This window comes from Streptomyces sp. CA-251387 (assembly GCF_050936625.1).
Taxonomy (GTDB): domain Bacteria; phylum Actinomycetota; class Actinomycetes; order Streptomycetales; family Streptomycetaceae; genus Streptomyces.
The window spans coordinates 8715690-8736647 of the sequence record NZ_JBNJMJ010000001.1; the positions used below are offsets into that span (position 1 = coordinate 8715690).

General features: G+C 71.4%; 18 protein-coding genes and 3 pseudogenes. 13 read left to right on the plus strand and 8 right to left on the minus strand.

The annotated features are described in order from the left end of the window. The first annotated feature begins 14 nt into the window (after window positions 1–14). The 6 genes and pseudogenes from ACQEV2_RS38860 to ACQEV2_RS38885 all read left to right on the plus strand — a co-directional run bounded on the left by ACQEV2_RS38860 (window position 15) and on the right by ACQEV2_RS38885 (window position 4924). Complete coding sequence (locus ACQEV2_RS38860) at window positions 15–710, plus strand: DUF6766 family protein (protein ID WP_433052809.1); 696 nt, start codon at window positions 15–17, stop codon at window positions 708–710. Window positions 711–890: 180 nt separating this feature from the next. Continuing rightward, window positions 891–1071, plus strand: a pseudogene (locus tag ACQEV2_RS38865) (hypothetical protein); the annotation flags it as partial. A 34-nt stretch (window positions 1072–1105) separates the two neighbouring features. Continuing rightward, the gene (locus ACQEV2_RS38870; protein ID WP_433052812.1) at window positions 1106–1864 is read left to right on the plus strand and encodes an SOS response-associated peptidase; all 759 of its coding nucleotides are present in this window, start codon (window positions 1106–1108) and stop codon (window positions 1862–1864) included. Window positions 1865–1991: 127 nt separating this feature from the next. Then, window positions 1992–2600, plus strand: a pseudogene (locus ACQEV2_RS38875) (metal ABC transporter substrate-binding protein); the annotation flags it as partial. Beyond that, window positions 2599–2901: pseudogene (locus tag ACQEV2_RS38880) on the plus strand (metal ABC transporter permease); the annotation flags it as partial. The pseudogenes ACQEV2_RS38875 and ACQEV2_RS38880, both read left to right, overlap by 2 nt. A 46-nt stretch (window positions 2902–2947) precedes the next feature. Further along, window positions 2948–4924, plus strand: a complete 1977-nt coding sequence (locus ACQEV2_RS38885) for a heavy metal translocating P-type ATPase (RefSeq protein ID WP_433052815.1) — start codon at window positions 2948–2950, stop codon at window positions 4922–4924. 243 nt (window positions 4925–5167) lie between these two features. Here the strand turns inward: ACQEV2_RS38885 and ACQEV2_RS38890 are convergent, their stop codons facing one another. The 3 genes from ACQEV2_RS38890 to ACQEV2_RS38900 form a co-directional block, all read right to left on the minus strand. Then, a complete protein-coding gene (locus ACQEV2_RS38890) occupies window positions 5168–6235 on the minus strand; it encodes a LacI family DNA-binding transcriptional regulator (protein ID WP_433052818.1) in 1068 nt (355 codons plus the stop codon). Between the two features lie 345 nt (window positions 6236–6580). Next, window positions 6581–8347, minus strand: a complete 1767-nt coding sequence (locus ACQEV2_RS38895; protein WP_433052821.1) for a glycoside hydrolase family 35 protein — start codon at window positions 8345–8347, stop codon at window positions 6581–6583. A gap of 88 nt (window positions 8348–8435) precedes the next feature. Further along, complete coding sequence (locus ACQEV2_RS38900) at window positions 8436–9608, minus strand: MFS transporter (protein WP_433052824.1); 1173 nt, start codon at window positions 9606–9608, stop codon at window positions 8436–8438. A gap of 237 nt (window positions 9609–9845) precedes the next feature. On the opposite strand from ACQEV2_RS38900, the gene ACQEV2_RS38905 reads away from it, so the two are divergent. From ACQEV2_RS38905 to ACQEV2_RS38915, 3 genes are all read left to right on the plus strand, one after another. Beyond that, on the plus strand, window positions 9846–10562 hold the full coding sequence (locus ACQEV2_RS38905) for a helix-turn-helix transcriptional regulator (RefSeq protein ID WP_433052827.1): 717 nt from the start codon (window positions 9846–9848) through the stop codon (window positions 10560–10562). Beyond that, a complete protein-coding gene (locus ACQEV2_RS38910) occupies window positions 10559–11536 on the plus strand; it encodes a pyridoxal-phosphate dependent enzyme (RefSeq protein ID WP_433052830.1) in 978 nt (325 codons plus the stop codon). Before ACQEV2_RS38905 ends, ACQEV2_RS38910 begins: the two co-directional genes overlap by 4 nt. 143 nt (window positions 11537–11679) lie before the next feature. After that, window positions 11680–12036, plus strand: coding sequence for a cupin domain-containing protein (locus ACQEV2_RS38915; RefSeq protein WP_433055124.1), 357 nt, complete (start codon window positions 11680–11682; stop codon window positions 12034–12036). 24 nt (window positions 12037–12060) lie between these two features. On the opposite strand, the gene ACQEV2_RS38920 is transcribed toward ACQEV2_RS38915, so the two are convergent. After that, window positions 12061–13035, minus strand: a complete 975-nt coding sequence (locus ACQEV2_RS38920) for an NAD(P)-dependent alcohol dehydrogenase (RefSeq protein WP_433052833.1) — start codon at window positions 13033–13035, stop codon at window positions 12061–12063. Between the two features lie 184 nt (window positions 13036–13219). Here ACQEV2_RS38920 and ACQEV2_RS38925 point away from each other — a divergent pair, with 184 nt between their 5' ends. After that, on the plus strand, window positions 13220–13921 hold the full coding sequence (locus ACQEV2_RS38925) for an SDR family oxidoreductase (RefSeq protein ID WP_433052836.1): 702 nt from the start codon (window positions 13220–13222) through the stop codon (window positions 13919–13921). Window positions 13922–13948: 27 nt separating this feature from the next. Here ACQEV2_RS38925 and ACQEV2_RS38930 read toward each other — a convergent pair whose 3' ends face one another. Together ACQEV2_RS38930 and ACQEV2_RS38935 are read right to left on the minus strand one after the other, a co-directional pair. After that, entirely contained in the window at window positions 13949–15307 is a 1359-nt protein-coding gene (locus tag ACQEV2_RS38930) for a vWA domain-containing protein (protein ID WP_433052839.1), read from the minus strand. After that, window positions 15304–16161 (minus strand): AAA family ATPase, encoded by an 858-nt coding sequence (locus ACQEV2_RS38935; protein ID WP_433052842.1) that lies wholly within the window; start codon window positions 16159–16161, stop codon window positions 15304–15306. Before ACQEV2_RS38935 ends, ACQEV2_RS38930 begins: the two co-directional genes overlap by 4 nt. Window positions 16162–16310: 149 nt before the next feature. Between ACQEV2_RS38935 and ACQEV2_RS38940 the strand changes: the two genes are divergently transcribed. Next, window positions 16311–16880, plus strand: coding sequence for a TetR/AcrR family transcriptional regulator (locus ACQEV2_RS38940; RefSeq protein WP_433052845.1), 570 nt, complete (start codon window positions 16311–16313; stop codon window positions 16878–16880). A 145-nt stretch (window positions 16881–17025) separates the two neighbouring features. On the opposite strand, the gene ACQEV2_RS38945 is transcribed toward ACQEV2_RS38940, so the two are convergent. Next, window positions 17026–18336 carry an FtsX-like permease family protein gene (locus ACQEV2_RS38945; protein ID WP_433052848.1) on the minus strand — a complete coding sequence of 437 codons (1311 nt, stop codon included), beginning with the start codon at window positions 18334–18336 and terminating at the stop codon, window positions 17026–17028. 3 nt (window positions 18337–18339) lie between these two features. After that, window positions 18340–19125 carry an ABC transporter ATP-binding protein gene (locus ACQEV2_RS38950; protein WP_433055127.1) on the minus strand — a complete coding sequence of 262 codons (786 nt, stop codon included), beginning with the start codon at window positions 19123–19125 and terminating at the stop codon, window positions 18340–18342. A 172-nt stretch (window positions 19126–19297) separates the two neighbouring features. Between ACQEV2_RS38950 and ACQEV2_RS38955 the strand changes: the two genes are divergently transcribed. Both ACQEV2_RS38955 and ACQEV2_RS38960 read left to right on the plus strand, forming a co-directional pair. After that, window positions 19298–19888 carry a hypothetical protein gene (locus tag ACQEV2_RS38955; RefSeq protein ID WP_433052851.1) on the plus strand — a complete coding sequence of 197 codons (591 nt, stop codon included), beginning with the start codon at window positions 19298–19300 and terminating at the stop codon, window positions 19886–19888. Between the two features lie 94 nt (window positions 19889–19982). After that, window positions 19983–20909 (plus strand): hypothetical protein, encoded by a 927-nt coding sequence (locus ACQEV2_RS38960; protein ID WP_433052854.1) that lies wholly within the window; start codon window positions 19983–19985, stop codon window positions 20907–20909. Window positions 20910–20958 lie beyond the last annotated feature (49 nt).

The window sequence follows — 20958 nt, forward strand, 5'->3', positions numbered from 1 at the left end:
GGGCTGATGCACCGATGACAGGGCGTGACACCGGCGTGCGCCGGTTCCTGCACGAGAACGGCCTCAGCCTGGCGTTCGGCATCGGCTTTCTGCTGTCCCTGGCCGGACAGGCGATCGCAGGCCACGCGGACTTCAACAACCGGCTGATCAGCGACGGAATGGAGCCGATCGATCTCGGCCCCTACCTGACCTCGTCCGACTTCGCCGTCGACGTCACGGAGAACTGGCAGTCCGAATACTTGCAGTTCTTCCTGTACATCTTCGTCACCGTCTGGCTGCTCCAGCGCGGCTCGCCGGAGTCCAAGGAACTGCACAAGGCGGGCCGTGAGTCCGACAAGGACCAGCTCGTGGGTGAGCACGCCCCCGCCGACGCGCCCCGCTGGGCGCGTGCCCGGGGCTGGCGTCAGGCGGTGTACTCCCGGTCCCTTGGCCTGGTGATGGGCGGCCTGTTCCTGCTGTCCTGGCTGGCCCAGTCCGTCACCGGTACCGCCGCCCACAACGAACAGCAGTTGCGCGACCTCCAGGCCCCCATCAGCTGGGGGCAGTACCTCACCTCGGCCGACTTCTGGAACCGCACCCTGCAGAACTGGCAGTCCGAGCTGCTGGCGGTCGCCTCGATGGTCGTCCTGTCTATCTACCTGCGCCAGCGCGGCTCGCCCGAATCCAAGCCGGTCGGCTCCGCCCACACCGCGACCGGCGTCGAAGGCTGACACGCGCCGAGCGGCAGCGCCGCGGGGGACTGGCGGCTCGGGCAGCCGCGGCAAGGCGTTGGGCAGGGATGGCAAGGGGTTACGGGTGCAGTGCCGGCCGCCCATGCGACTGCACCGGCCTCACCTACGACCGCCTGCGCGGCGGCACCGCCATCCAGTGGCCGTGCAACGAGCAGTCCCCGCCGGCTGCATCTCGACGCCGCCGGGAAATCCCTGTACTGGGAGATGCTCGCCCAGGCCATCCAAGGACGCCAAGCTCCTCGCTCTGGCCGCCGAATGCCACCCGCAGACCCTGCGGCAGCCGCGCTGGACCAACACCGTGATCAAGAATCTGTCGCCCCAGGTGCTGACCAGCTTGTGAGGACCGGCTCACCGAGCCGTGGCACAGTGGCCGTATGTGCGGCCGCTATACCTCCACCCGCAGTCCGGAGGACCTCGCCCAGCTGTTCCAGGTGTCCGAGTGGCATCCGGAGGAAACCCTGGCACCGAGCTGGAACGTGGCCCCGACCGACGAGGTGTACGCCGTCCTGGAGCGCACCCCACGCGGCGCCGACGAGGACGCGCCGGCCCGGCGCCGGCTGCGGCCACTGCGCTGGGGCCTGGTGCCCTCCTGGGCGAAGGACGTGAAGATCGGCGCGAGGTTGATCAACGCGCGCGTGGAGACGGTGCACGAGAAGCCCGCCTTCCGCCGTGCCTTCGTCAAACGCCGCTGCCTGCTGCCCGCCGACGGCTTCTACGAGTGGGACGAGGTCAAGGACGGGAAGTCGGGCAAGGTGCGCAAGCAGCCGTACTACATCCACCCGGAGGACGGGCAGGTGATGGCCCTCGCCGGCCTGTACGAGTACTGGCGCGATCCGGAGATCAAGGACGACGGCGACCCCGCCGCCTGGCTGATGACCTGCACCATCATCACCACCGAGGCCACCGACGCCGCCGGCCGTATCCACCCCCGCATGCCCCTGGCGCTCACCCCCGACCACTACGACGCCTGGCTCGACCCCCACCACCAGTCCACCGACGACCTGCGCGACCTGCTCACCCCACCGGCAGGCGGCCACCTGGACGCCCGGCCCGTCTCGCCCGCCGTCAACAGCGTCCGCAACAACGGCCCCCAGCTGCTGGACGAGGTCCCGCCCCCTGACCACGGAAAGTGAGTTCTCGGTAAGGGTTGCCCAAGGGAAAGCCCGAGAGACGCTTGTGACATCCGTTTTCATTTAGCGTGGATCCGAAGCCGGGACGGATGGAGCTCGGCACACCATTCGCCTTGCCCCGGAGGGATCCATGCCCGCGTCCTCGCCCCGGCGTCTCGCGCCGCTGATAACCGGCACCTGCCTGATCTTCCTTGCGGGCTGCGGAAGCTCGTCGGATTCGGGCAGCGGCACACGTGCCTCGCAGAGCCCCGCCGCGGCCTCCGCCGTCCCGGTCGTGGCCTCGACGAACGTCTACGGGGACATGGCCGAGCGGAGAGGCGGCGGGAAGGTCGCGGTCACCTCGATCATCAGCGACCCGGACCAGGACCCGCATTCCTACGAGAACAACACGCAGAACCAGTTGGCGCTGACCAAAGCCAAGGTCGTCATCGAGAACGGTGGCGGCTACGACGACTTCATCGACCGCATGCTCAGCAGCGGCCACTCGTCCGCCGACGTGATCAACGCGGTCAAAGTCTCCGGCAAGGCAGCCCCGGCGGGCGGAGAGCTCAACGAGCACGTCTGGTACGACTTCCCCACGGTCGCCAAGCTCGCCGACACCATCGCCGCCGCCCTGGCCAAGGCCGACCCGGACGACGCCGTCACCTTCACCGCCAAGGCCAAGGACCTCAAGGAGAAGCTGGAGTCCCTGGAGGAGAGGGAAGCCCGGATCAAGGCCGACCACGGCGGCGAGGCACTTCATGCTCGTGCTGGGCCTCGCGGTCGCCCTGTCCGTGCAGATCGTCGGCGCGCTGCTGGTCCTCACCCTCGTCGTCACACCCGCTGCGGCCGCGGCCCGGATCACGGCCTCACCGGTCCTGCTGCCCGCACTCAGCGTGCTCTTCGCGGTGGCCTCCATCGAGGGCGGCATCCTGCTGGCCCTGGGCAGCAGCATTCCCATCAGCCCGTACGTCACCACCATCTCGGTCACCATCTACGCCGTGTGCAGGCTCCTGGGCGCCTACCGGACTCGGCGGTGGGGAGACGCGCGATCCCAGTGACATGAAGACATGAAGGGGTGTTCATCTGTTCCTGTATCGTGAGCGCATGACTTCCACGCTCACGTCGCCGTCGGCCGACCAGGCCGTGTCGCGTGCCGCGGCTGTGTCTCGTCGGCGCACCCGGCTGTTCGCGCTGCCGGAGGTCCGCTGGGCCGCCGCGGCCACGGCACTGTTCCTGCTCGCGCTGCCCCTCCAGCTCGCCGGAGCACCCGTCTGGACCTGGGGCCCGCTGTACGCGCTGTCGTACGCCACGGGCGGCTGGGAGCCGGGCTGGGAGGGGCTCAAGGCGCTCAAGGACAAGACCCTCGACGTCGATCTGCTGATGGTCGTCGCCGCGCTCGGCGCCGCCTCCATCGGGCAGATCATGGACGGCGCCCTGCTGATCGTCATCTTCGCGACCTCGGGCGCCCTGGAGGCCCTCGCCACCGCCCGCACCGCCGACTCGGTGCGCGGCCTGCTCGACCTGGCCCCCGCGACGGCCACCCGGATCGCGACCGACGGCACCGAACAGGCAGTTGCCGTCGAGGAGTTGGCGGTCGGCGACATCATCCTCGTACGGCCCGGCGAGCGGGTCGGAGCCGACGGCCGGGTGCTGGACGGAACCAGTGACGTCGACCAGGCGAGCATCACGGGAGAACCACTCCTCGCGGCGAAGGGACCGGGCGACGATGTGTTCGCCGGCACCCTCAACGGCACCGGCGCGCTGCGCGTCCGGGTCGAACGCGACGCCTCCGACTCCGTGATCGCCCGGATCGTACGGATGGTGGAGGAAGCCTCCGAGACCAAGGCGCCCACCCAGCTCTTCATCGAGAAGGTCGAACAGCGCTACTCGCTGGGCATGGTGGCCGCGACGCTCGCCGTGTTCGGTGTCCCGCTCGCGTTCGGCGAGGCGTTCTCCGAGGCGCTGCTGCGCGCCATGACGTTCATGATCGTCGCCTCGCCGTGCGCGGTCGTCCTGGCCACCATGCCACCCCTGCTGTCGGCCATCGCCAACGCCGGCCGGCACGGTGTGCGGGTGAAGTCGGCGGTGGTGATGGAACGCCTCGGACAGGTCGGCGCCGTCGCGCTCGACAAGACCGGCACGCTCACCGAGGGCACACCGCGCGTCGTCGACGTACGACCGCTGTCCCGATCCGGGCTCGACGCGGACGAGTTGCTGACGCTCGCCGCGGCGGCCGAGCACCCCAGTGAACACCCGCTGGCCCGGGCGGTGGTGGACGCCGCGCGCGACCGGCGCCTCCACCTGCCCACCGCGCAGGACTTCACGTCCGCGTCCGGCGTCGGGGTGAAGGCCCTCGTCGACGGCCGCACGGTCGAGGTGGGCGCCCCAGCCCGCGTGCTCGACGACCCCGGCCCCGCGGTCGTGGCACTTGCCGAGGAACTCGAGGCGTCCGGCCGTACCGCCGTCCTCGTGGCCGTCGACAGCACCCCCGCCGGAGTGCTGGTCATCGCTGACCGGCTGCGCGCCGACGCCGCGACCACCGTCGCCTCCCTGACCAGGCTCACCGGCACCGCCCCGATCCTGCTCACCGGCGACAACCCCCGGGCCGCCGCCCACCTGGCCGCCGAGGCCGGCATCGAGGACGTGCGCGCGGGGCTGTTGCCGCAGGACAAGATGGCCGCGGTCAAGGAGCTGGAGGGCGCGGGCCGCAAGGTGATGGTCGTCGGGGACGGCGTCAACGACGCGCCCGCCCTGGCCGCCGCCCACATCGGCGTCGCCATGGGCCGCGCCGGCTCGGACCTGGCCCTGGAGACCGCCGACGCGGTGATCGTCCGCGACGAACTCGCCGCCGTCCCCGCCACCGTCGCCCTCTCCCGTCGCGCCCGGAAACTGGTCGTCCAGAACCTCGTCATCGCCGGGGTGTTCATCGCCGGCCTCGTCACCTGGGACCTGCTCGGCACCCTGCCGCTGCCACTCGGCGTCGCGGGCCACGAGGGCTCCACGGTCCTCGTCGGCCTGAACGGGCTGCGCCTGCTGCGGGACGCGGCCTGGCAGCGGGCGGCGGCCGACGGGACCGGCTGACGGTCGACGGCCGTCGGCTCATGGAGCAAGGGCCGTCGAGCCGCGCGGTAACTCACGAGCGGGCCAACCGCCCCTGCTGGTCGGCTATTTGGGTCAGTCACAGCGTCCTGTCGGCGAGCGCGGGGTCCAGCATCGGTGATGCCGGTCGTCGAGTCCAGCCACACCACCTGGCCGCCCGCAATCGGGCTCGGCGACCGCCTGGGCGTCCTCTGATGATCTTCGGCCGTCGTCGGGAAGAGGCCGTCAGCGTCCGGGCGCCGGGCCGCTGCTGCGGCGGACCACCAGGTCGACCGGGACCAGCGAGTCGACCCGGGGCGACTCGGCGGTGCCGTCGAGCCGGTCGAGGAGCAGGCGCAGTGACCGCGTGCCGATCTCGGCGAAGTCCGTGCGCACGGTGGTCAGCGGGGGAAGGAAGTGCGCGGCCTCGGGGATGTCGTCGTAGCCCACGACGCTGACGTCGCCGGGGACGGAGCGGCCGGCTTCGTGCAGGGCGTGCAGCAGGCCGAGGGCCATCTGGTCGTTGGAGGCGAACACGGCCGTGACGTCCGGGCGGGCGGCCAGGCGTCGGCCCAGCTCATAGCCGGAGTCGGCGCTCCAGTCGCCGATCAGCGGGTCCGGGACTTCGGCGCCCGCCGCCTCCAGACAGGCCTGCCAGCTGCCCAGCCGGTGGTCGGCGGACGTCCAGCCGGTCGGGCCGGCGATATGCCACACGGTGCGGTGTCCCAGGCCCAGCAGATGCTCTACGGCCTTGCGGGCGCCGGTCCGGGAGTCGCCGGTGACCTGCTGGGTGTCGGCGTCGAGGCCGTTCTCCAGTACGACCAGAGGGGTGTCGAGGCGGGTGTCCGCAAGGGCCTTGCCCACCCACAGCTGCGGGGCGATCGCGATCACGCCGTCCGCGCCCTCGGCCGACAGCCGGTTCACCGCCGCGACCACGGTGTCCGGCTCGGCCGTGTCCAGCGCGATCGAACTCAGCAGGTAACCCGCCTCCTGCGCCGCGGTGTTGATCGCGGTCAGGATGGCGGCGGGCCCGTAGCGGGCCGCGTCGAAGGAGATCACGCCGACCATGCGGGTCCGCCCGCTGGCCAGTGACCTGGCACTGCGGCTCGGCCGGTAGCCGAGCGTCCGCATGGCGGCCAGGACCGTCTCACGGGTCTCGGGCCGCACCGACGGATGGTCGTTGAGGACACGGGAGACGGTCTGCTTGGAGACCCCGGCCAGCCGGGCCACGTCGTCCATCACCGGGCGCGCGCCCGCGAAGTTCCGTCTGCTGCGCCCTCTCGGAGCGGAGCCGTCGGCGGAGCTTCGGGTCATGATCGCTTTTCCTCGACGTCGGTACGGCGGTGGTGTTCCGCCCCGGCAGGACCCCAGCATAGGCAGGGCGAGGGGGCGGAATCCCCGATGGGCGTCCGGCTCAGCCCGACCGCACCGTCCAGGTACGGCTCCGGACCCACTCGGCACGCGACACGACAGCCGTACCGCCCAGTGCCTCCGCAGAAGAGTCCCCTCCGGGAGAGCTTCCGGTACGTCGATGCGGTACTCGGCGGCCACCGTGTCGAAGTACTCGTCCGCGGGCCCGCCCGGTGCGTCGGTGAAGGGGCGGTGGCCGGTCGGCGGGGGGAGTGGCGGGTGCGGGGACGCGCAGGCGGGGTGGGTGGGTCACCAGGTGTTCTCCGGTCCGAGGCCGGCGGTGTCGGTGAGCTGGGCGCGGGTGGCGGTCGTGGCCTGCAGTTCCAGGACGACGAGGTGGTTGGTGCCCGGGCGCAGGACCGGGGCGGGGACGTACAGGGTGTGCTGCGGGCCGCGGTTCCAGTAGCGGCCGAGGTGGAAGCCGTTGATCCAGGCCTGGCCCTTGGTCCAGCCGGGCAGAGCGAGGAAGGTGTCGGCCGGGGCGTCCACCTCGAACGTGCCGCGGTGGAAGGCGGGTTCCGCGGCTGTGGACGCGTCGGACGGGGCGAACGGCACGGCGTCCAGGTCGTCCAGCGGCAGGGGGTGGCAGTCCCAGCCGTGCAGCGGGCTGCCGTTGAAGGTGACGGGGCCGAGGAGGCCCTTGGGGGCGCCGATGCGGGGGCCGTAATTGACGCCGCCCATGTTCTCGACGAGGACCTCCAGCGTGGCGCCGGGGTGCGGGACACGTACCGGCAGGGTCTCGTCGTGGCGTTCCCGTTCCAGTACGCCGACGGGGGCGCCGTCGACGAAGACCTGGGCGCGGTCGCCGACACCGCCCGTGAAGTGCAGCAGGCCGTCGCCCGCCGTGTCGAAGGTCGTGCGGTAGAGCGCGTACCCCGCGTGCAGGCCCAGGTCGTTCATCGTCGCCGGGGCCTCGGTGCGGACCGGCTCTGCGAGCCTGCCGACATGAGCCATGAGCGCGGCCCGACGGTCCAACTCGACGGCGGTGAACGGGAGTTTGGGAGCCGGTGCGGGCACGGGTCCGTCGGGGGCCGGGGCGTGGCGGGCGATGACGTCGCGGAAGGCGTGGTACTTGGGGCCGGGATCACCGCACTCGGTGAGGGCCGCGTCGTAGTCGTACGACGTGACCGTGGGCTCGTAGGCGTACTTGTGGTTGGCGCCGTTGGTGAAGCCGAAGTTGGTGCCGCCGTGGAACATGTAGATGTTCACGGAGGCGCCCGCGGACAGCAGGCGGTCCAGGTCGGCGGCGGCGTCGGCCGCGTCCCGCACATGGTGGGGACCGCCCCAGTGGTCGAACCAGCCGATCCAGAACTCCGCGCACATCAAGGGGCCGTCGGGCTGGTGCCTGCGCAGCTCCGCCAGGTTCTGGTCGACCCGGCTGCCGAAGGTGGCGGTCGCGAGGACACCGGGCAGGCTTCCGGTGGCCAGGTGCTCGGGGTTGGCCTGGTCGCAGGTGAAGAGCAGCTCCTCGACGCCCCTGGTCCGGAAGGCCTGTTCGAGGTGTTTCAGGTACGCCGTGTCGTCGCCGTAGGCGCCGTACTCGTTCTCCACCTGCACGGCGATGACCGGGCCGCCCACCGCGGCCATGTACGGCAGCAGCTCGGGCAGCAGAGCGTCGAAGTAGCGGTCGATCGCCTGCGTGAAACGCGGATCACTGGAGCGCAGCCGGATGTCGGGGGCCGCCAGGAGCCAGGACGGCAGGCCGCCGTCGTCCCATTCGGCGCAGATGAACGGACCCGGGCGCAGCAGGACATGCAGGCCCTCGTCGCGGGCGAGGCTCAGATACCGGGGCAGGTCGAGGAATCCGTCGAGGACGAGGGGCCCGTCGGGGTCGGGCTGGTGGGCGTTCCACGGCACGTACGTCTCCACCGTGTTGAGGCCCATCAGCCGTGCCTTGCGCAGCCGGTCGGTCCACTGGTCGGGGTGGATCCGGAAGTAGTGCATGGCGCCGGAGATGATCCGGAACGGCTCGCCGTGGAGCAGGAAACCGTCGGACGACACTGTGAGAGCGGACATGCGGAGACTTCCCTTCGGTGCGGATGGGCGGGGGCGGGAGTGCAAGTCGGCGGGGCCGGGCAACGGGTCGGCGGGGCCTGGGTGCAGGTCAGCGGGGCCGGGTGGCGCGGATCAGCCAGAGCGTCGCCGTCAGGCACAGCGCCGAGACGGCGCCCAGGAGGAGCGGGACACTGCGGACACCGGACCACTCGATGGCCTTGCCCAGCGCCGGGCCCGCCACCACGCCGCCGGCCATGGAGGCGGCGATGACCACCGCTCCGGCTCTGCGGGCCCGCGGGGCCGCCCGGTTGAGCCACGGCAGACCGGTCGGGAAGATCGGCGCGATGAACAGGCCGACACCGGCATACGCGTACGGGGCGAGCGCCGGGACCGTGGCGAGCAGCAGACAGACCGTCATGCCCGCGCAGGAGACCGTGATGATGGCCTGGGCCGAGAAACGCAGCGCGACCGGGGCGACCAGGAAGCGGCCGACGGTCATCATCAGCCAGTACACGGACGTGGCGGTGGCAGCGGCTCCGGCACCGTAGCCGACGGTCTCCAGATGGGTCGGTTCCCAGCCGCCGACCCCGGCCTCGATGCCGACGTGCAGGACATACAGGGCGACGAACACGGCGAGCACCGAGCCGAGACTGCGGGCGAGGACCTGGCCGCCGTACGACTCGGTGGCCGCCTGGGTCGGCTGCGGCGCCCGGTCGCGTACGCCGCGCAGGCACAGCAGCAGTGGCAGGGTGGCCAGCGCGAAGCCGAGGAAGACCGCGGGGTAGTGCGCGGCGCCGACCGTGCCGATCAGCGCCGGGCCGAGGATCGCGCCGATGCCGAAGTGGGCGTTGAGGATGTTCAGCATGGCGGTCGAGCGGTGGCCGAAGCCGACGGCGAACAGCTGGTTGAGGCCGTAGTCGATCCCGCCGAAGCCGAGCCCGGCCAGGAGCGCCATGGCGAGCGCGGCCGGCCAGTTGGGTGCCAGCGCGAAGCCGGCCGCGCCGACGGCCATCAGCAGGTACGAGGTGCCGAGGATGCGCCGGTTGCCGATCCGGCCGTAGAGCCGGTCGAAGAGCAGCACGCCGGCCACCCCGCCGACGAAGTGCGCGCTCAGCCCGAGACCCGCGGCCGACGGCGACAGGCCGAACTCCTCGCGGAAGGCGGGGATCGCCGGGCCGTACAGGGCCTGCAGGGCACCGATGAGTATGAAGCCGACGCAGGAGGCGACCACTGCGGCAGGGCTGAAGAGCCGTGGGTGCGGGGGTGCCGACGTCACTGTCATGAGGCGGATGTTACCGGTAACATCACGCGGCTCGTCAAGATCTGTGCCGCGCTCGCGGAGGGGTTTCCGTGCGTTGTGCGCGCTCAACTTCGCCGGAACGGGGGTTCGTTGCTGTTGAGGGCGGTCGGTGCAACGCTTCCCGGCCTGTTTGGACTATAGGTACAGGGCTTGGACATGTAGTCTAGAAGTCGGGCTCGGGGACAGAGCGCCCGAGGCCAGGGCGGACAGGAGGGTGCGATGGCGGCCGAGCGGGCGCTGGAATCCGAGCGGGACGCGATCGTCGCCGCGCTGAGGCCGGTCGTCGACGGGCTCGCGGCGACGTTCGGGCCGATGTGCGAAGTGGTCCTGCACGACTACCGGCGACCCGAGAAGTCCGTGGTCGCCGTGGCCGGTTCGGTCACCGGGCGGACCGTGGGCGGGGCGATGAGCGAGATCGGCATGCGGATCATGGCGCGCGGCGACGAGGCGGGCGACGAGCTGAACTACGTCACCCGGACCCGGAACGGCAAGCTCGTCAAGGCGTCCACGATGGTGCTGAGGGACTCCACGGGCACCGTCTTCGGCGCCCTCTGCGTCAACCTGGACGTCACCGCCGTGGGGGACGCCCATGCCCTGCTCGGCGCCCTCGCCGGCCTCGGCGGCACTCCCGCCGACGTACCGGTCACCACCTTCGGCAACGACATCGACTCCGTCGTCGACGCCATCCTCGACGCCCACCAGCTCCGGCAGAACGGCAGCTGGGCCGCCCTCGACCGGGCCCAGCGCCTGGAGCTGTTCCGTGGCCTCGACGAGCGGGGCGTCTTCGCCGTGCGGCGCGCGATCGAACAGGTCGCGGCACGGCTCGGCATCTCCCGCGCATCCGCCTACAGCTATCTGTCACAGGCGCGCGCCCAGACCGGGACGGCGCCGGGCCGTGCCGCGACCGACCAGACATCCAGTGGAGGACACGCGTGACGACCACCACCCCGCCGATCACCCTCGACGACGTCCGTGATGCCGCCGCGCGGCTCAAGGGCGTCGCGCACCGCACGCCGGTGCTGCGCTCCCGCACGCTCGACGCCCTCGTCGGGGCCGAGGTCTTCCTCAAGTGCGAGAACTTCCAGCGGGTGGGCGCCTTCAAGTTCCGCGGCGCCTACAACGCGGCGTCCCGGCTGAGCCCGGAGCAGCTGGCCCGGGGCATCGCCGCCTACTCCTCCGGCAACCACGCCCAGGCCGTCGCCCTGGCCGCCCGGGAACTCGGCACCAGCGCGGTGATCGTCATGCCCGAGGACGCCCCGCCGTCCAAGCGGGCCGCCACCCTCGGCTACGGCGCGGAGATCGTCACCTACGACCGCTACACCGGCGACCGTGTCGCGATCGGGGAGGCCCTGGCCGCCGAGCGCGGCCTCGCCCTGATCCCGCCCTACGAGCATCCCCATGTGATGGCGGGGCAGGGCACCGCGGCCCTCGAACTCCTCGAAGAGGTGGGGGAGCTGGGTGCGCTGATCACTCCTGTCGGGGGTGGCGGGCTGATCGCGGGCAGCGCCACCGTCGTCAAGGGCCTGCACCCCGGTGCCCGGGTGATCGGCGTGGAGCCGACGGCCGGCGACGACACCAAGCGATCCCTGGAGGCGGGGCGGCGCATCAGCATCCCGGTGCCGCACACCATTGCCGACGGACAGGCCCTGCACACGCCGGGCGAACTCACCTTCTCCGTCAACCGGCGACTCGTCGACGAGATCGCGCTGGTCGGCGACGACGAGATCCGGGACGCGATGCGGTTCGCCTTCGAACGCCTGAAGATCGTCGTCGAGCCGAGCGGCGCCACCCCGCTGGCAGCCCTCCTCACCGGCCGGGCGGGACCCCTGCCGCGCCGGGTCGGCGTGATCATCTCCGGCGGCAACATCGACGCGGCGCGCTTCGCCGAACTCTGCGGTGACCAGGGCTGAGCGGCCGTTCCCCGAATGGCGGCCCCGGGTGGCCGGGCGGACGATGGACTGGTAGGGGGTCGGCCGCCGACGGCGGTGCACAGGGTCGCCGGGGAGACCGGCCCCGGCCGCGATGAACCGCGGCCGGAAGGGAGCGCGTCATGGTGTTGGAAGTGAAGCCGCTCGAGAAGCCCGACGAGCGACGTGATTTCCCCCGCGGCCACCTCGAAGCCGTCCACATGACGGATCTCGACTTCGCTGTGGCGACCTTCGAGCCCGGCTGGCGCTGGACCGAGTCCGTGGCCCCGATCGCCGGTACCGAGAGCTGTCAGATGCACCACAACTGCTATGTGGTCCAGGGCCGCATGCACATCCGCATGGACGACGGCGGCGAACAGGAAGTCGGCCCCGGCGACGTCTTCGTCTGCTCGCCCGGACACGACGCCTGGGTCGTGGGCGACGAGCAGTGCGTGGTCTACGACTTCCAGGGGCAGACGGCGAGGGAGTACGCGAAGAAGTAGCGCCGGCCGTCCCGCGCCGGCTCGTCACACGGTGACGACGATCTTCGCGCGCGCGTGCTCCACCTCCAGGTACCGGATGGCCTCGGCCGCCTCGCTGAGCGGATACGTCCGCTCGACGACCGGGGCCATCTTGCCGGACTCGGCGAGTTCGCGCAGTGCCGCGAGGGTCGCCTTGCTCTGCCTGGCCGCCAGTTCGAGCAGCCGCTGGCGGGTGAAGGGTGCCGCCAGCTGCCTGCGGAAGAAGAGCGCCATCGGTCCGATGACGCTGCCGCCCTCGTACACCCCTCCGCCGGACAGCACGAGCGCTCCGGTGGGAGCGACCGCGCGGCGGAAGTCGGCCAGCGAGTGGTTGCCCACCAGGTCCAGTACGACGTCGTAGCGTCGGCCGACCCGGGTGAAGTCCTCGCGCGTGTAGTCGATGACGTGGTCCGCGCCGAGGGAGCGGACCAGGTCGACGTTCCTCGTGCTGCACACCGCGGTCACGTCCGCGCCGTACTCCTTGGCGAGCTGCACGGCGAACGTGCCCACACCGCCCGACGCGCCGTTGACCAGGACCGTCTGGCCGGGCTGTACCCGGGCCACGTCACGCAGGCCGATCAGGGCGGTGTTCCCCGCCAGCGGTATCGCGGCGGCCTGCTCGAAGGTCAGGTTGGCCGGCTTCGGGCCCACCATGCCGTCCTTGGCGCACACGAACTCCGCGAACGCGCCATCGGCCTCCCCGTACACCTCGTCACCCGGCTTGAGCCCGGTGACCCCACTGCCCACCGCCTCCACGCGCCCGGCGAAATCCCTGCCCCGGACACGCGCCTTCGGCCTGCTCAGCCCGAACACCGCGCGCGCGAGCTTCGGGTCGCCGTGCATGTAGTGCCAGTCGTAGGCGTTGACGGATGCCGCGTGCACCCGCACCAGCACCTCGTCGGCAGCCGGCACCGGCCTGTCGATGTCCCTGAACTCCAGCGTGTCCGCCGAGCCGTACCGGTCCTGAACAACCGCCTTCATGGCGTCCCCCTCTGGTTGTGGCGAGCGTACGGAATGCACGCAGGCCCGCATATCGGGGACGAACCCTGATTCTGCCCCGGACGGGCCCTTACCTTGCCCCGAGGAAACCGATCGGTTTACCCTGGTCCCCAGTCCGATGGAAACCGATCGGTTTCCTTTGATTCGGCACAACCGGGAGAGACTCATGACCACCATCGAAGGCTCCGTAGCCCTGGTCACCGGCGGCAGCCGCGGCATCGGTCGCGCGCTGGTCGCCGACCTGTACGAGCGGGGCGCGAAGAAGGTGTACGCCACCGCCCGTGACCCGCGCACCGTCACCAACCCCGACGCGGTGCCGCTCGCCCTGGAGGTGACCGACCCCGCCTCGGTCGCGGCGGCCGCCGGGCAGGCGCAGGACGTCACCCTGCTGATCAACAACGCGGGCGCGTCGGTGAACGCGAACTTCCTCGACTCGCCCGTCGAGGACGTCCGCCGCGAGTTCGAGACCAACTTCTACGGACCGCTCCTGGTCACCCGGGCCTTCGTCCCCGTGATCGAGCGCAACGGCGGCGGCCACATCCTCAACGTCCACTCCGTGCTGTCGTGGATCGGCCTCGCCGGCTCCTACAGCGCCTCCAAGGCCGCCTTCTGGTCGCAGACCAACTCCCTGCGCCTCGACCTGAAGCCGCGCGGCATCGACGTCACCGGCCTGCACGTCGGGTACGTCGACACCGACCTGACCGCCGGTATCGACGCGCCGAAGTCCACGGCCGAGAGCGTCGCGGCCCAGGCCCTCGACGGGATCGCGTCGGGTGCCTACGAGGTCTTGGCGGACGACATCTCGCGGCAGGTCAAGGCCGGGCTGTCGGCCGATCCGGCCGCCCTCTACCCGCAGCTCGCCGCCTGAGCGGCGGATCCGCCGCCCGCCGCCCGGTCACACCGGCAGCAGCCGCGCCACCAGCGCGCTGAGCTGCCGGGCGGTGCGGCACTCGTGCATCTCGACCAGCTCGGCGTACGCCGGCGCGACGGAGTCGCCCGTGCCCCAGCGGGAGCCCTGCTCGGGGTTCAACCAGTAGACACGGCGCGCCCGTTCGGCGATCTGCCGCACGGCCGGCAGGTTCGGATCGCTCATGTTGGTGCGGGCGTCGCCGAGCACGAACACGGTCGTGCGCGGGCCGACCGCGTCACCGTATCGCTCCGCGAACTCGCCCAGCGCCATGCCGTAGTCGCTGCTGCCGTGATAGCCCGTGAGCGTCGCCTCCGCCTCGATGCGAGCACTGAGCCCTTCCGGGTCGGCCGTGCCGCGCTCGAGCAGCCCCGTCACCTCGTCGATCCGGTTGACGAAGGCGAACACCCGCACCTTGCTGAACTGGTCGTGCAGCGCCTGCACCAGCAGCATCGTGAAGTCCGAGAAGCCGGACACCGAGCCCGACACGTCGCACAGCAGCACCAGTTCGGGGCGCATGGGGCGCCGCCGGCGCAGCACCGGCTTCATAGGCACCCCGCCCGTCGACAGCGAACCGCGCAGGGTCCGCCGTAGATCGATCGAGCCCCGGGAGGCGCGGCGACGACGGGCCGCGAGCCGGGTCGCGAGCTTGCGGGCGAGGGGCTGGACCGCCCTGCGCAGTTCGGCGAGCTGGGCCTTCCCGGCGAACAGGAAGTCGACCCGGTCGGCGGTCGGGGTCACCGCCCGCCGGGCGATCTCGTCCCGTCCGCGCCGCTCGGCGACCCGGCGCCGTGCCTCCGCGGCCACCAGTGCCCGGAACGCCTCGATGCGCCGGCGGATCTCGTCCTCCAGCAGCCGGTCGGCGAACCCCGAACTCCCGCCCTGTGCACGGAGGTTGTCGCGGACGCGGGCGAGCAGGGTCTGCGGGCGCAGCCGTTCGAGCGTCTGGTACGACGACCAGCCGTCCGACTCCGGTGAGGAACCGTAGCCACCGAAGCCGTCGACCGCCTCGACCGCCAACCGCCCCAGCATCGCCCGGTCGTCCGCGGCGAGCGCGGCCGCCAACCGGTCGCGCAGCGCCTCCCGCCCCGCGGCCCGCTGCTCCGGTGCGCCTACGCCGCGCGGAAAGTACAGGTCGAAGACCGGATCGAACACCTGCCGCCCCTCGGGGCCGTGCAACAGCGTCGCCGCCAGCCCCTCGCGCAACCGCTCCCGGTCCGTGAGGCCGAGCGCCTCCATCGCCCGCGCCGCGTCCACCGTCTCGCTCGTGCCGATCCGGAAGCCGTGCGCGCGCAGGGCTCCCACGAGGGACGTCAGCCGCTCCGCGACGCCCGAAGGCGTGGTCACAGGGCGTCCAGGTCGAGCTTGGCGGTCGCCTTGAGCACGTCGTCCTGATGCTTGAGGAGCACTCCGAGGCTGGCCTGCACGACCGTCTCGTCCAGCGTGTCGGCGCCGAGCGCGAGCAGGGTGCGCGCCCAGTCGATGGTCTCGGCGACCGACGGCACCTTCCGCAGGTCCATCGCCCGCAGCGCGCCCACGACCCGCACGACGGAGCGGGCCAGCGCCTCGTCGAGCCCCGGCACCTTCAGCCGTACGATCCGGCGCTCCAGCTCCTCGTCCGGGAAGCCGATGTGCAGGAAGAGACAGCGGCGGCGCAGCGCCTCGGACAGCTCGCGGCTCGCGTTGGAGGTGAGGACGACGAAGGGGCGGCGCGTCGCGGTGATGGTGCCCAGTTCCGGGACGGTGACCTGGAAGTCGCTGAGCACCTCCAGGAGCAGGCCCTCCACCTCGACGTCCGCCTTGTCGGTCTCGTCGATGAGCAGCACCTTGGGGTCGTCGCCGCGGATGGCCGTCAGGAGCGGGCGCGTGAGCAGGAACTCCTCGCTGAAGATGTCCGTGCGCGCCTCGTCCCACGTCTCGTCGCGGCCCGCGCTGATGCGCAGGAGCTGCTTGGCGTGGTTCCACTCGTACAGCGCCCGGGACTCGTCGACGCCCTCGTAGCACTGCAGACGCACGAGCCGCGCCCCGGCGACCTCGGCGACGGCTTTGGCGAGCTCCGTCTTGCCCACTCCCGCCGGGCCCTCCACCAGGAGCGGCTTGCCGAGACGGTCGGCGAGGAAGACGGTCGTGGCGACCGCGGGCGAGGCGAGATAGCCGGTCTCGGCCAAACGTGCGGAGACGTCGTCGACGGATGTGAACAACGGGGCCTCCAGCTCGGCGGTGGCAGTCGGGACGCTCAGGCACCTGTCTAAGCGCTTGTTCAGGTGATGATGCCACGGGGATTGCGTGCACCGGAAGGCGGTAGACCGATCGGTTTCCTCGCGCTGCGCGGCGAGGTAACCTCGCCCGTATGGCCACATCAGACAAGGCGTCCACCAGGGACCGGCTTCTCGACGCCGCGGCCGAGCTGTTCTACCGCGAGGGCGTCTCCATCGGCGTGGAGGCGCTGTGCCGCACCGCGGGGGTCTCGAAGCGGTCGATGTACCAGCTGTTCGCGAGCAAGGACGAGGTCCTCGCGGCCAGTCTGGAGCGCCGGCTTCCGGAGTACGGGGCCCAGCTGATGCCCGCCGCGCAGGAGTCCGGCACGCCTCGCGAGCGGATCCTCCAGGTCTTCGCACGACTGGAGAAGGCGTCCACCGAGCCCGCCTACCAGGGCTGCCCCTATCTCGCAGCGCTGGTCGAGCTGAAGGATCTCGAACATCCGGCGAGTGTGGTCGCCCGTGGGGCGAAGGAGTGGCTGAAGGGCTTCTTCCGTGCCCAGGCCGAGAAGGGCGGGGTGCGCGATCCCGAACTGCTGGCGCGCCAGCTGATGCTGGTCTTCGACGGCGCCAGTGCGCGCGCGGGCGCCGGGATCGAGACGCTGGACGGCCTGACCACGGCAACCGTGACGGCGCTCCTGGACGCTGCCGACGTGAGGTGAGCCGGCGCTCCTGGATGCGGCCGACGCCAAGTGAGCCGGCGCTCCTGGATGCGGCCGACGTCAAATGAGGCGGCGCTCCCCGATACGGCCGGCGTCACATGAGGGGGCGGCCGCCGAAGCAGCCGCCCCCCGGTCCTCGGACTCCTCATGAAGCCACCGCGACCGCCCCGACCGCCGGTGTGCGCAGCATCCGCCGGGCCGTGACCAGGCTCGTGCCCAGCGTCACCGCCGCCGCGATCGTGACGACCGCGACCCCGATGCCGTAGAACTCGCCCGGCAGCACCCCGTCACTACGGACCGCGGTGAAGGGGACGATCCCCGCCAGCGCGGCCACCATCCCGAAGAGCACTCCGGTGACGGTCAGGATCAGCGTCTCGGCGCCGACCGTCCCGAGCACCTGGCCCGCAGTCGCCCCGGCCAGGCGCTGCTGCCCGAACTCCCGGGCGCGGTAACTCGTCGCCGCGTACAGCGAGTTGACCAGCATCACACAGACGAACACCACGATGATGCCGACGACTGTGAAGTTGAGCGTCTCGAGGTTCTTGGCGTCGATCGACTTCGTCAGCCCCGAGGCCTCGACGGCGTCGCTCTCCACCGCCTGCATGGTGAGCGTGGCCGTGGCCACCGCGGTGAAAAGGATCAGCGACATCAGGATCCCGGCCAGATGACCGGCCCGCTCCCGCAGATTCCGCACCGCCAGCCAGCCGCTCGCCCCGTTCAGCGGCAGCCGGTCCAGTACGCCCTCCAGCAGCCGCGGCGCCATCAGCGCGAAGCCCACCGAGAGCAGGATCGCCCCATAGGCGGGCGGCGCCATCAAGGCCGCGTCCGCCGCCGAGAAGACGAAGGTGGAGGAGACGGACACCGCACCGGTGAGCAGGGCGGCGTACGCGAGGAACTTCCGGGCCCCACCCCGCCGTTCGTGCCCACGTGCCGCCCGCCGTACGGCGAGGAAGGCGGCGCCCGCCGACGCGAGCAGCGTGATGTCGATGCCCGTCATGAGCGCGATCGGGCCGAAGGAGTGGTCGACGGACTCCGCGACCTGGCCGCTGTCCTGGAACACCTCCAGCAGTGCCCGACCGCCCAGCATCGCCGGGCCGATCGCCAGCGCCGCGCCCACCAGGGCCACGGCCACCGCCTCACCCACGACCATCCGCTTGAGCTGCGCCGGAGTCGCCCCCGAGCAGCGCAACAGGGCCAACTCGGCGGTGCGCTGACGGACGTTGACCGTCAGGGCGGAGGCGACGGCGAAGAACACCAGCAGGGTGCCGTAGCCGCCGACGACGCCGGCCGCCGTGGACAGGGTCTCCGCGCTGGTCGCGTCGACGCCGTCCTGTGCAGCCGTGTCGTGCAGCGAGTTGAACGTCATGATGATCGCCGCGCCCAGGAACGCGCACAGCAGGGTGGCGAGAAACCGCCCGGGACGGTGCCGTATCGACCGCATGGCCAGCAGGAACATCGCTCACACCCCCAGCGCCACGTCGTCGCCGAGGTGCGCCAGCCGCTCGGCCACCGCGTCCGGGGTCGGCGCGTCCATCCGGCCCGCCAGCCGGCCGTCCGCGAGGAACAGCACCGAGTCGGCGTAGGAGGCGGCGACCGGGTCGTGGGTCACCATCACCACGGTCCGGCCGTGCACCCGCACCGCCTGCTGGAGCAGCCGCAGCACATCGCGTGCGCTGCGCGTGTCCAGGGCGCCCGTCGGCTCGTCCGCGAAGATCACCCGGGGCTCCGTCACCAGGGCCCGGGCGATCGCGACGCGCTGCCGCTGACCGCCGGAAAGCTGGTCGGGGCGGTGCCCGAGCCGGTCACCGAGACCGACGGACGCCAGGACCTCCCTGACCCGCCTGCGGTCGACGCGCTGCCCGGCCAGCTTGAGCGGCAGCACGGTGTTCTGCGCGACGGTCAGCGTCTCCAGCAGGTTGTACTGCTGGAACACGAACCCGATCCGCCCACGCCGGAACTTGGTCAACTCCGCTTCGCCGCCCCCGGTCAGCTCCGTGCCGTCCACCCGCACGATGCCACTGTCGGGCCGGTCGAGACCCGCCGCGCAGTGCAGCAGCGTGGTCTTGCCCGAACCCGACGGCCCCATCACGGCGGTGAAGGTGCCCCGCCCCAGACCCAGCGTGATCCCGTCCAGCGCGGTCACGGCACTGTCGTGCGCCCCGTAGGTCTTGGTGACCTTGACCAGCCGGAGCGCTTCGGCGGCGGGTCCCTTGTCGTGCGTACGTCGCGAGCCTGCGCGAAACATCGTCATCACTCTCCGTCCGGCACTCCCTGTGCCTGCCGAAGAAGCTACGGAGACGGCGACTTGACCACATTGGGCGCAGAACCCGTATCGCCCGGTGTACTCAGCGACACCCTCGACGGGGGGCAGGCCCGGGACCGAGGGCGATGTCAGTGGTGAGCTGTACGTTGCGGACATGGGGATCTATCTGGTGAGCGTCGGCGCGCAGGAGTGGTTCGGCGAAGGGGAGGACGGGCGGGGGGACGTCGCCGCGGCGCTGAACGAGGAGTTGGGGCGGCGCGGGCTTCCGCCGTACACGAGCGTTCCCGAGGAGGCGGAGTTCGTTCGGGGCTCCGGGACGGCCTTCGAGGAGAAGCTCGTCCCGCCCATGGACGGCTTCGCCGCGCTGTGCCGGACGCACCTGTCGAGAGCGGCACAGGAGCTGCTCTTGGGCTGGACGGTACTCGTGCCGCTGTCGCTCGACGAGGAGATCCGCTTGCCCGTCGAGTCCGCCTACGACCTGACGACGACGGTCGCCGGTGCCCCGCAGGTTCTCGCGCTCGCCGAGCGACTGGCGGCGGCCGTCGAGCTGCCGTCCGACGGCATACCCGCGACGTCCGACAACCTCGAGCTGACCGGCTGGTTCCTGGACGGGCAGGCGAACGACACCGCCGCGACCCGGCCGGGGCCGTGGAGCGACGACCTCGACACGGCCTTCTACGTGGCGTTGTATCTGCGCGCCGCCCAGCACTCGATACGGCGTGGCTGCCCGATCGTCTACAGCTGACGGTGAGCGGAGGTCACGGCTCCGTGACGTCGGTGACCGTACTGGTGCCTCGGGTGGCTTCCCCGGGTGGGCACGCCGGCGGTACAGGTAGCTCATGACGGACAGCGGGGGACGCCGCCATGCGTGGTGGCGGGTATTGCGGGAGTCGGTCCAGGGGGCGGACACCGAGTTGTGGCCCGAAGGGCTGACGGAAGTCGTGCCGGCTGGTTTCGAGCGTGTCTATGTGCTGTTCGTGGATCTTTATCCCGAGCAGCAGCTGCAGTTGCAGCTTCTCTACGGCGCCTCGCAGCGCGCCTTCGAGCGCAGGACGCGCGTATCGGCGCGGGTCACCGTGGTGCGGGTGCTCGGCAACGCGCTGAGTGACCCTCGGCTGGGCGATCCCAAGCCGAACGAGCACCTGACCGAGTACCTCGACCAGGAGATCGCCGACTTGCGGGGCCGGCTCGCGCAGGACAGCGCGACCGCCGTCAGCCGGGGGCTCAACATCGGACTCGCCATGGGATCGGCCGCCAGCCTCGCGCTGCTCGCGGTTCCGCTGCTCTGGGGAGCCGACCTGCTCGGTGCCCTGGGCGTGATGCTGAGCTGCACCAACCGCTGGAGCCTGCTGGGCGCGTTCGTGTGCGGTGGCGTCGGCGCGTTCGGGGCCGTGCTCAGTGTGCTGGTACGGCTGCGGGGCAGCGCGGACCAGCTGGCGCGCCGTCAGACCAACGGCCGCGAGGGCATCGTGGTCCCCGGCCAGATGGCCCGCAGCATGCGCCACGAGGGCGTCTACCGGGTGTTCGTCGGCTGGATCCTCGCCCTCGCCGTGTACTTCCTGCTCAGCGGCGGCATCGTGACCGTCTTCGAGCCGCCCGCCACCCCGGCCCAGATCTGCGCGGCCGGGGGGCCGGCATCGGCCGCCGCCGGCACCGAGCTCTGGGGCTTCTGGTGCGCCATCGGCTTCGTGGCAGGCTTCAACGAGCGGTGGGCCTTCGGCATCCTGAGCCGCGACTCGACGAGGCGACCGGGCAAGAGTTCCTGACTCCGTTTTTGAACGGTTTCAACACAGCCTCTGAGGCTGGGGAGTTCTG

Bases quoted from the DNA above. Each gene is read 5' to 3' on its own strand.
- ACQEV2_RS38925 (WP_433052836.1), top strand. From the start codon at position 13,220: ATGACCACCATCGAAGGCTCCGTAGCCCTGGTCACCGGCGGCAGCCGC.
- ACQEV2_RS38950 (WP_433055127.1), bottom strand. From the start codon at position 19,125: ATGTTTCGCGCAGGCTCGCGACGTACGCACGACAAGGGACCCGCCGCC.
- ACQEV2_RS38960 (WP_433052854.1), top strand. From the start codon at position 19,983: ATGACGGACAGCGGGGGACGCCGCCATGCGTGGTGGCGGGTATTGCGG.
- ACQEV2_RS38890 (WP_433052818.1), bottom strand. From the start codon at position 6,235: ATGACCCGAAGCTCCGCCGACGGCTCCGCTCCGAGAGGGCGCAGCAGA.
- ACQEV2_RS38885 (WP_433052815.1), top strand. From the start codon at position 2,948: ATGACTTCCACGCTCACGTCGCCGTCGGCCGACCAGGCCGTGTCGCGT.
- ACQEV2_RS38900 (WP_433052824.1), bottom strand. From the start codon at position 9,608: ATGACAGTGACGTCGGCACCCCCGCACCCACGGCTCTTCAGCCCTGCC.
- ACQEV2_RS38945 (WP_433052848.1), bottom strand. From the start codon at position 18,336: ATGTTCCTGCTGGCCATGCGGTCGATACGGCACCGTCCCGGGCGGTTT.
- ACQEV2_RS38955 (WP_433052851.1), top strand. From the start codon at position 19,298: ATGGGGATCTATCTGGTGAGCGTCGGCGCGCAGGAGTGGTTCGGCGAA.
- ACQEV2_RS38870 (WP_433052812.1), top strand. From the start codon at position 1,106: ATGTGCGGCCGCTATACCTCCACCCGCAGTCCGGAGGACCTCGCCCAG.
- ACQEV2_RS38920 (WP_433052833.1), bottom strand. From the start codon at position 13,035: ATGAAGGCGGTTGTTCAGGACCGGTACGGCTCGGCGGACACGCTGGAG.
- ACQEV2_RS38895 (WP_433052821.1), bottom strand. From the start codon at position 8,347: ATGTCCGCTCTCACAGTGTCGTCCGACGGTTTCCTGCTCCACGGCGAG.
- ACQEV2_RS38905 (WP_433052827.1), top strand. From the start codon at position 9,846: ATGGCGGCCGAGCGGGCGCTGGAATCCGAGCGGGACGCGATCGTCGCC.
- ACQEV2_RS38940 (WP_433052845.1), top strand. From the start codon at position 16,311: ATGGCCACATCAGACAAGGCGTCCACCAGGGACCGGCTTCTCGACGCC.
- ACQEV2_RS38860 (WP_433052809.1), top strand. From the start codon at position 15: ATGACAGGGCGTGACACCGGCGTGCGCCGGTTCCTGCACGAGAACGGC.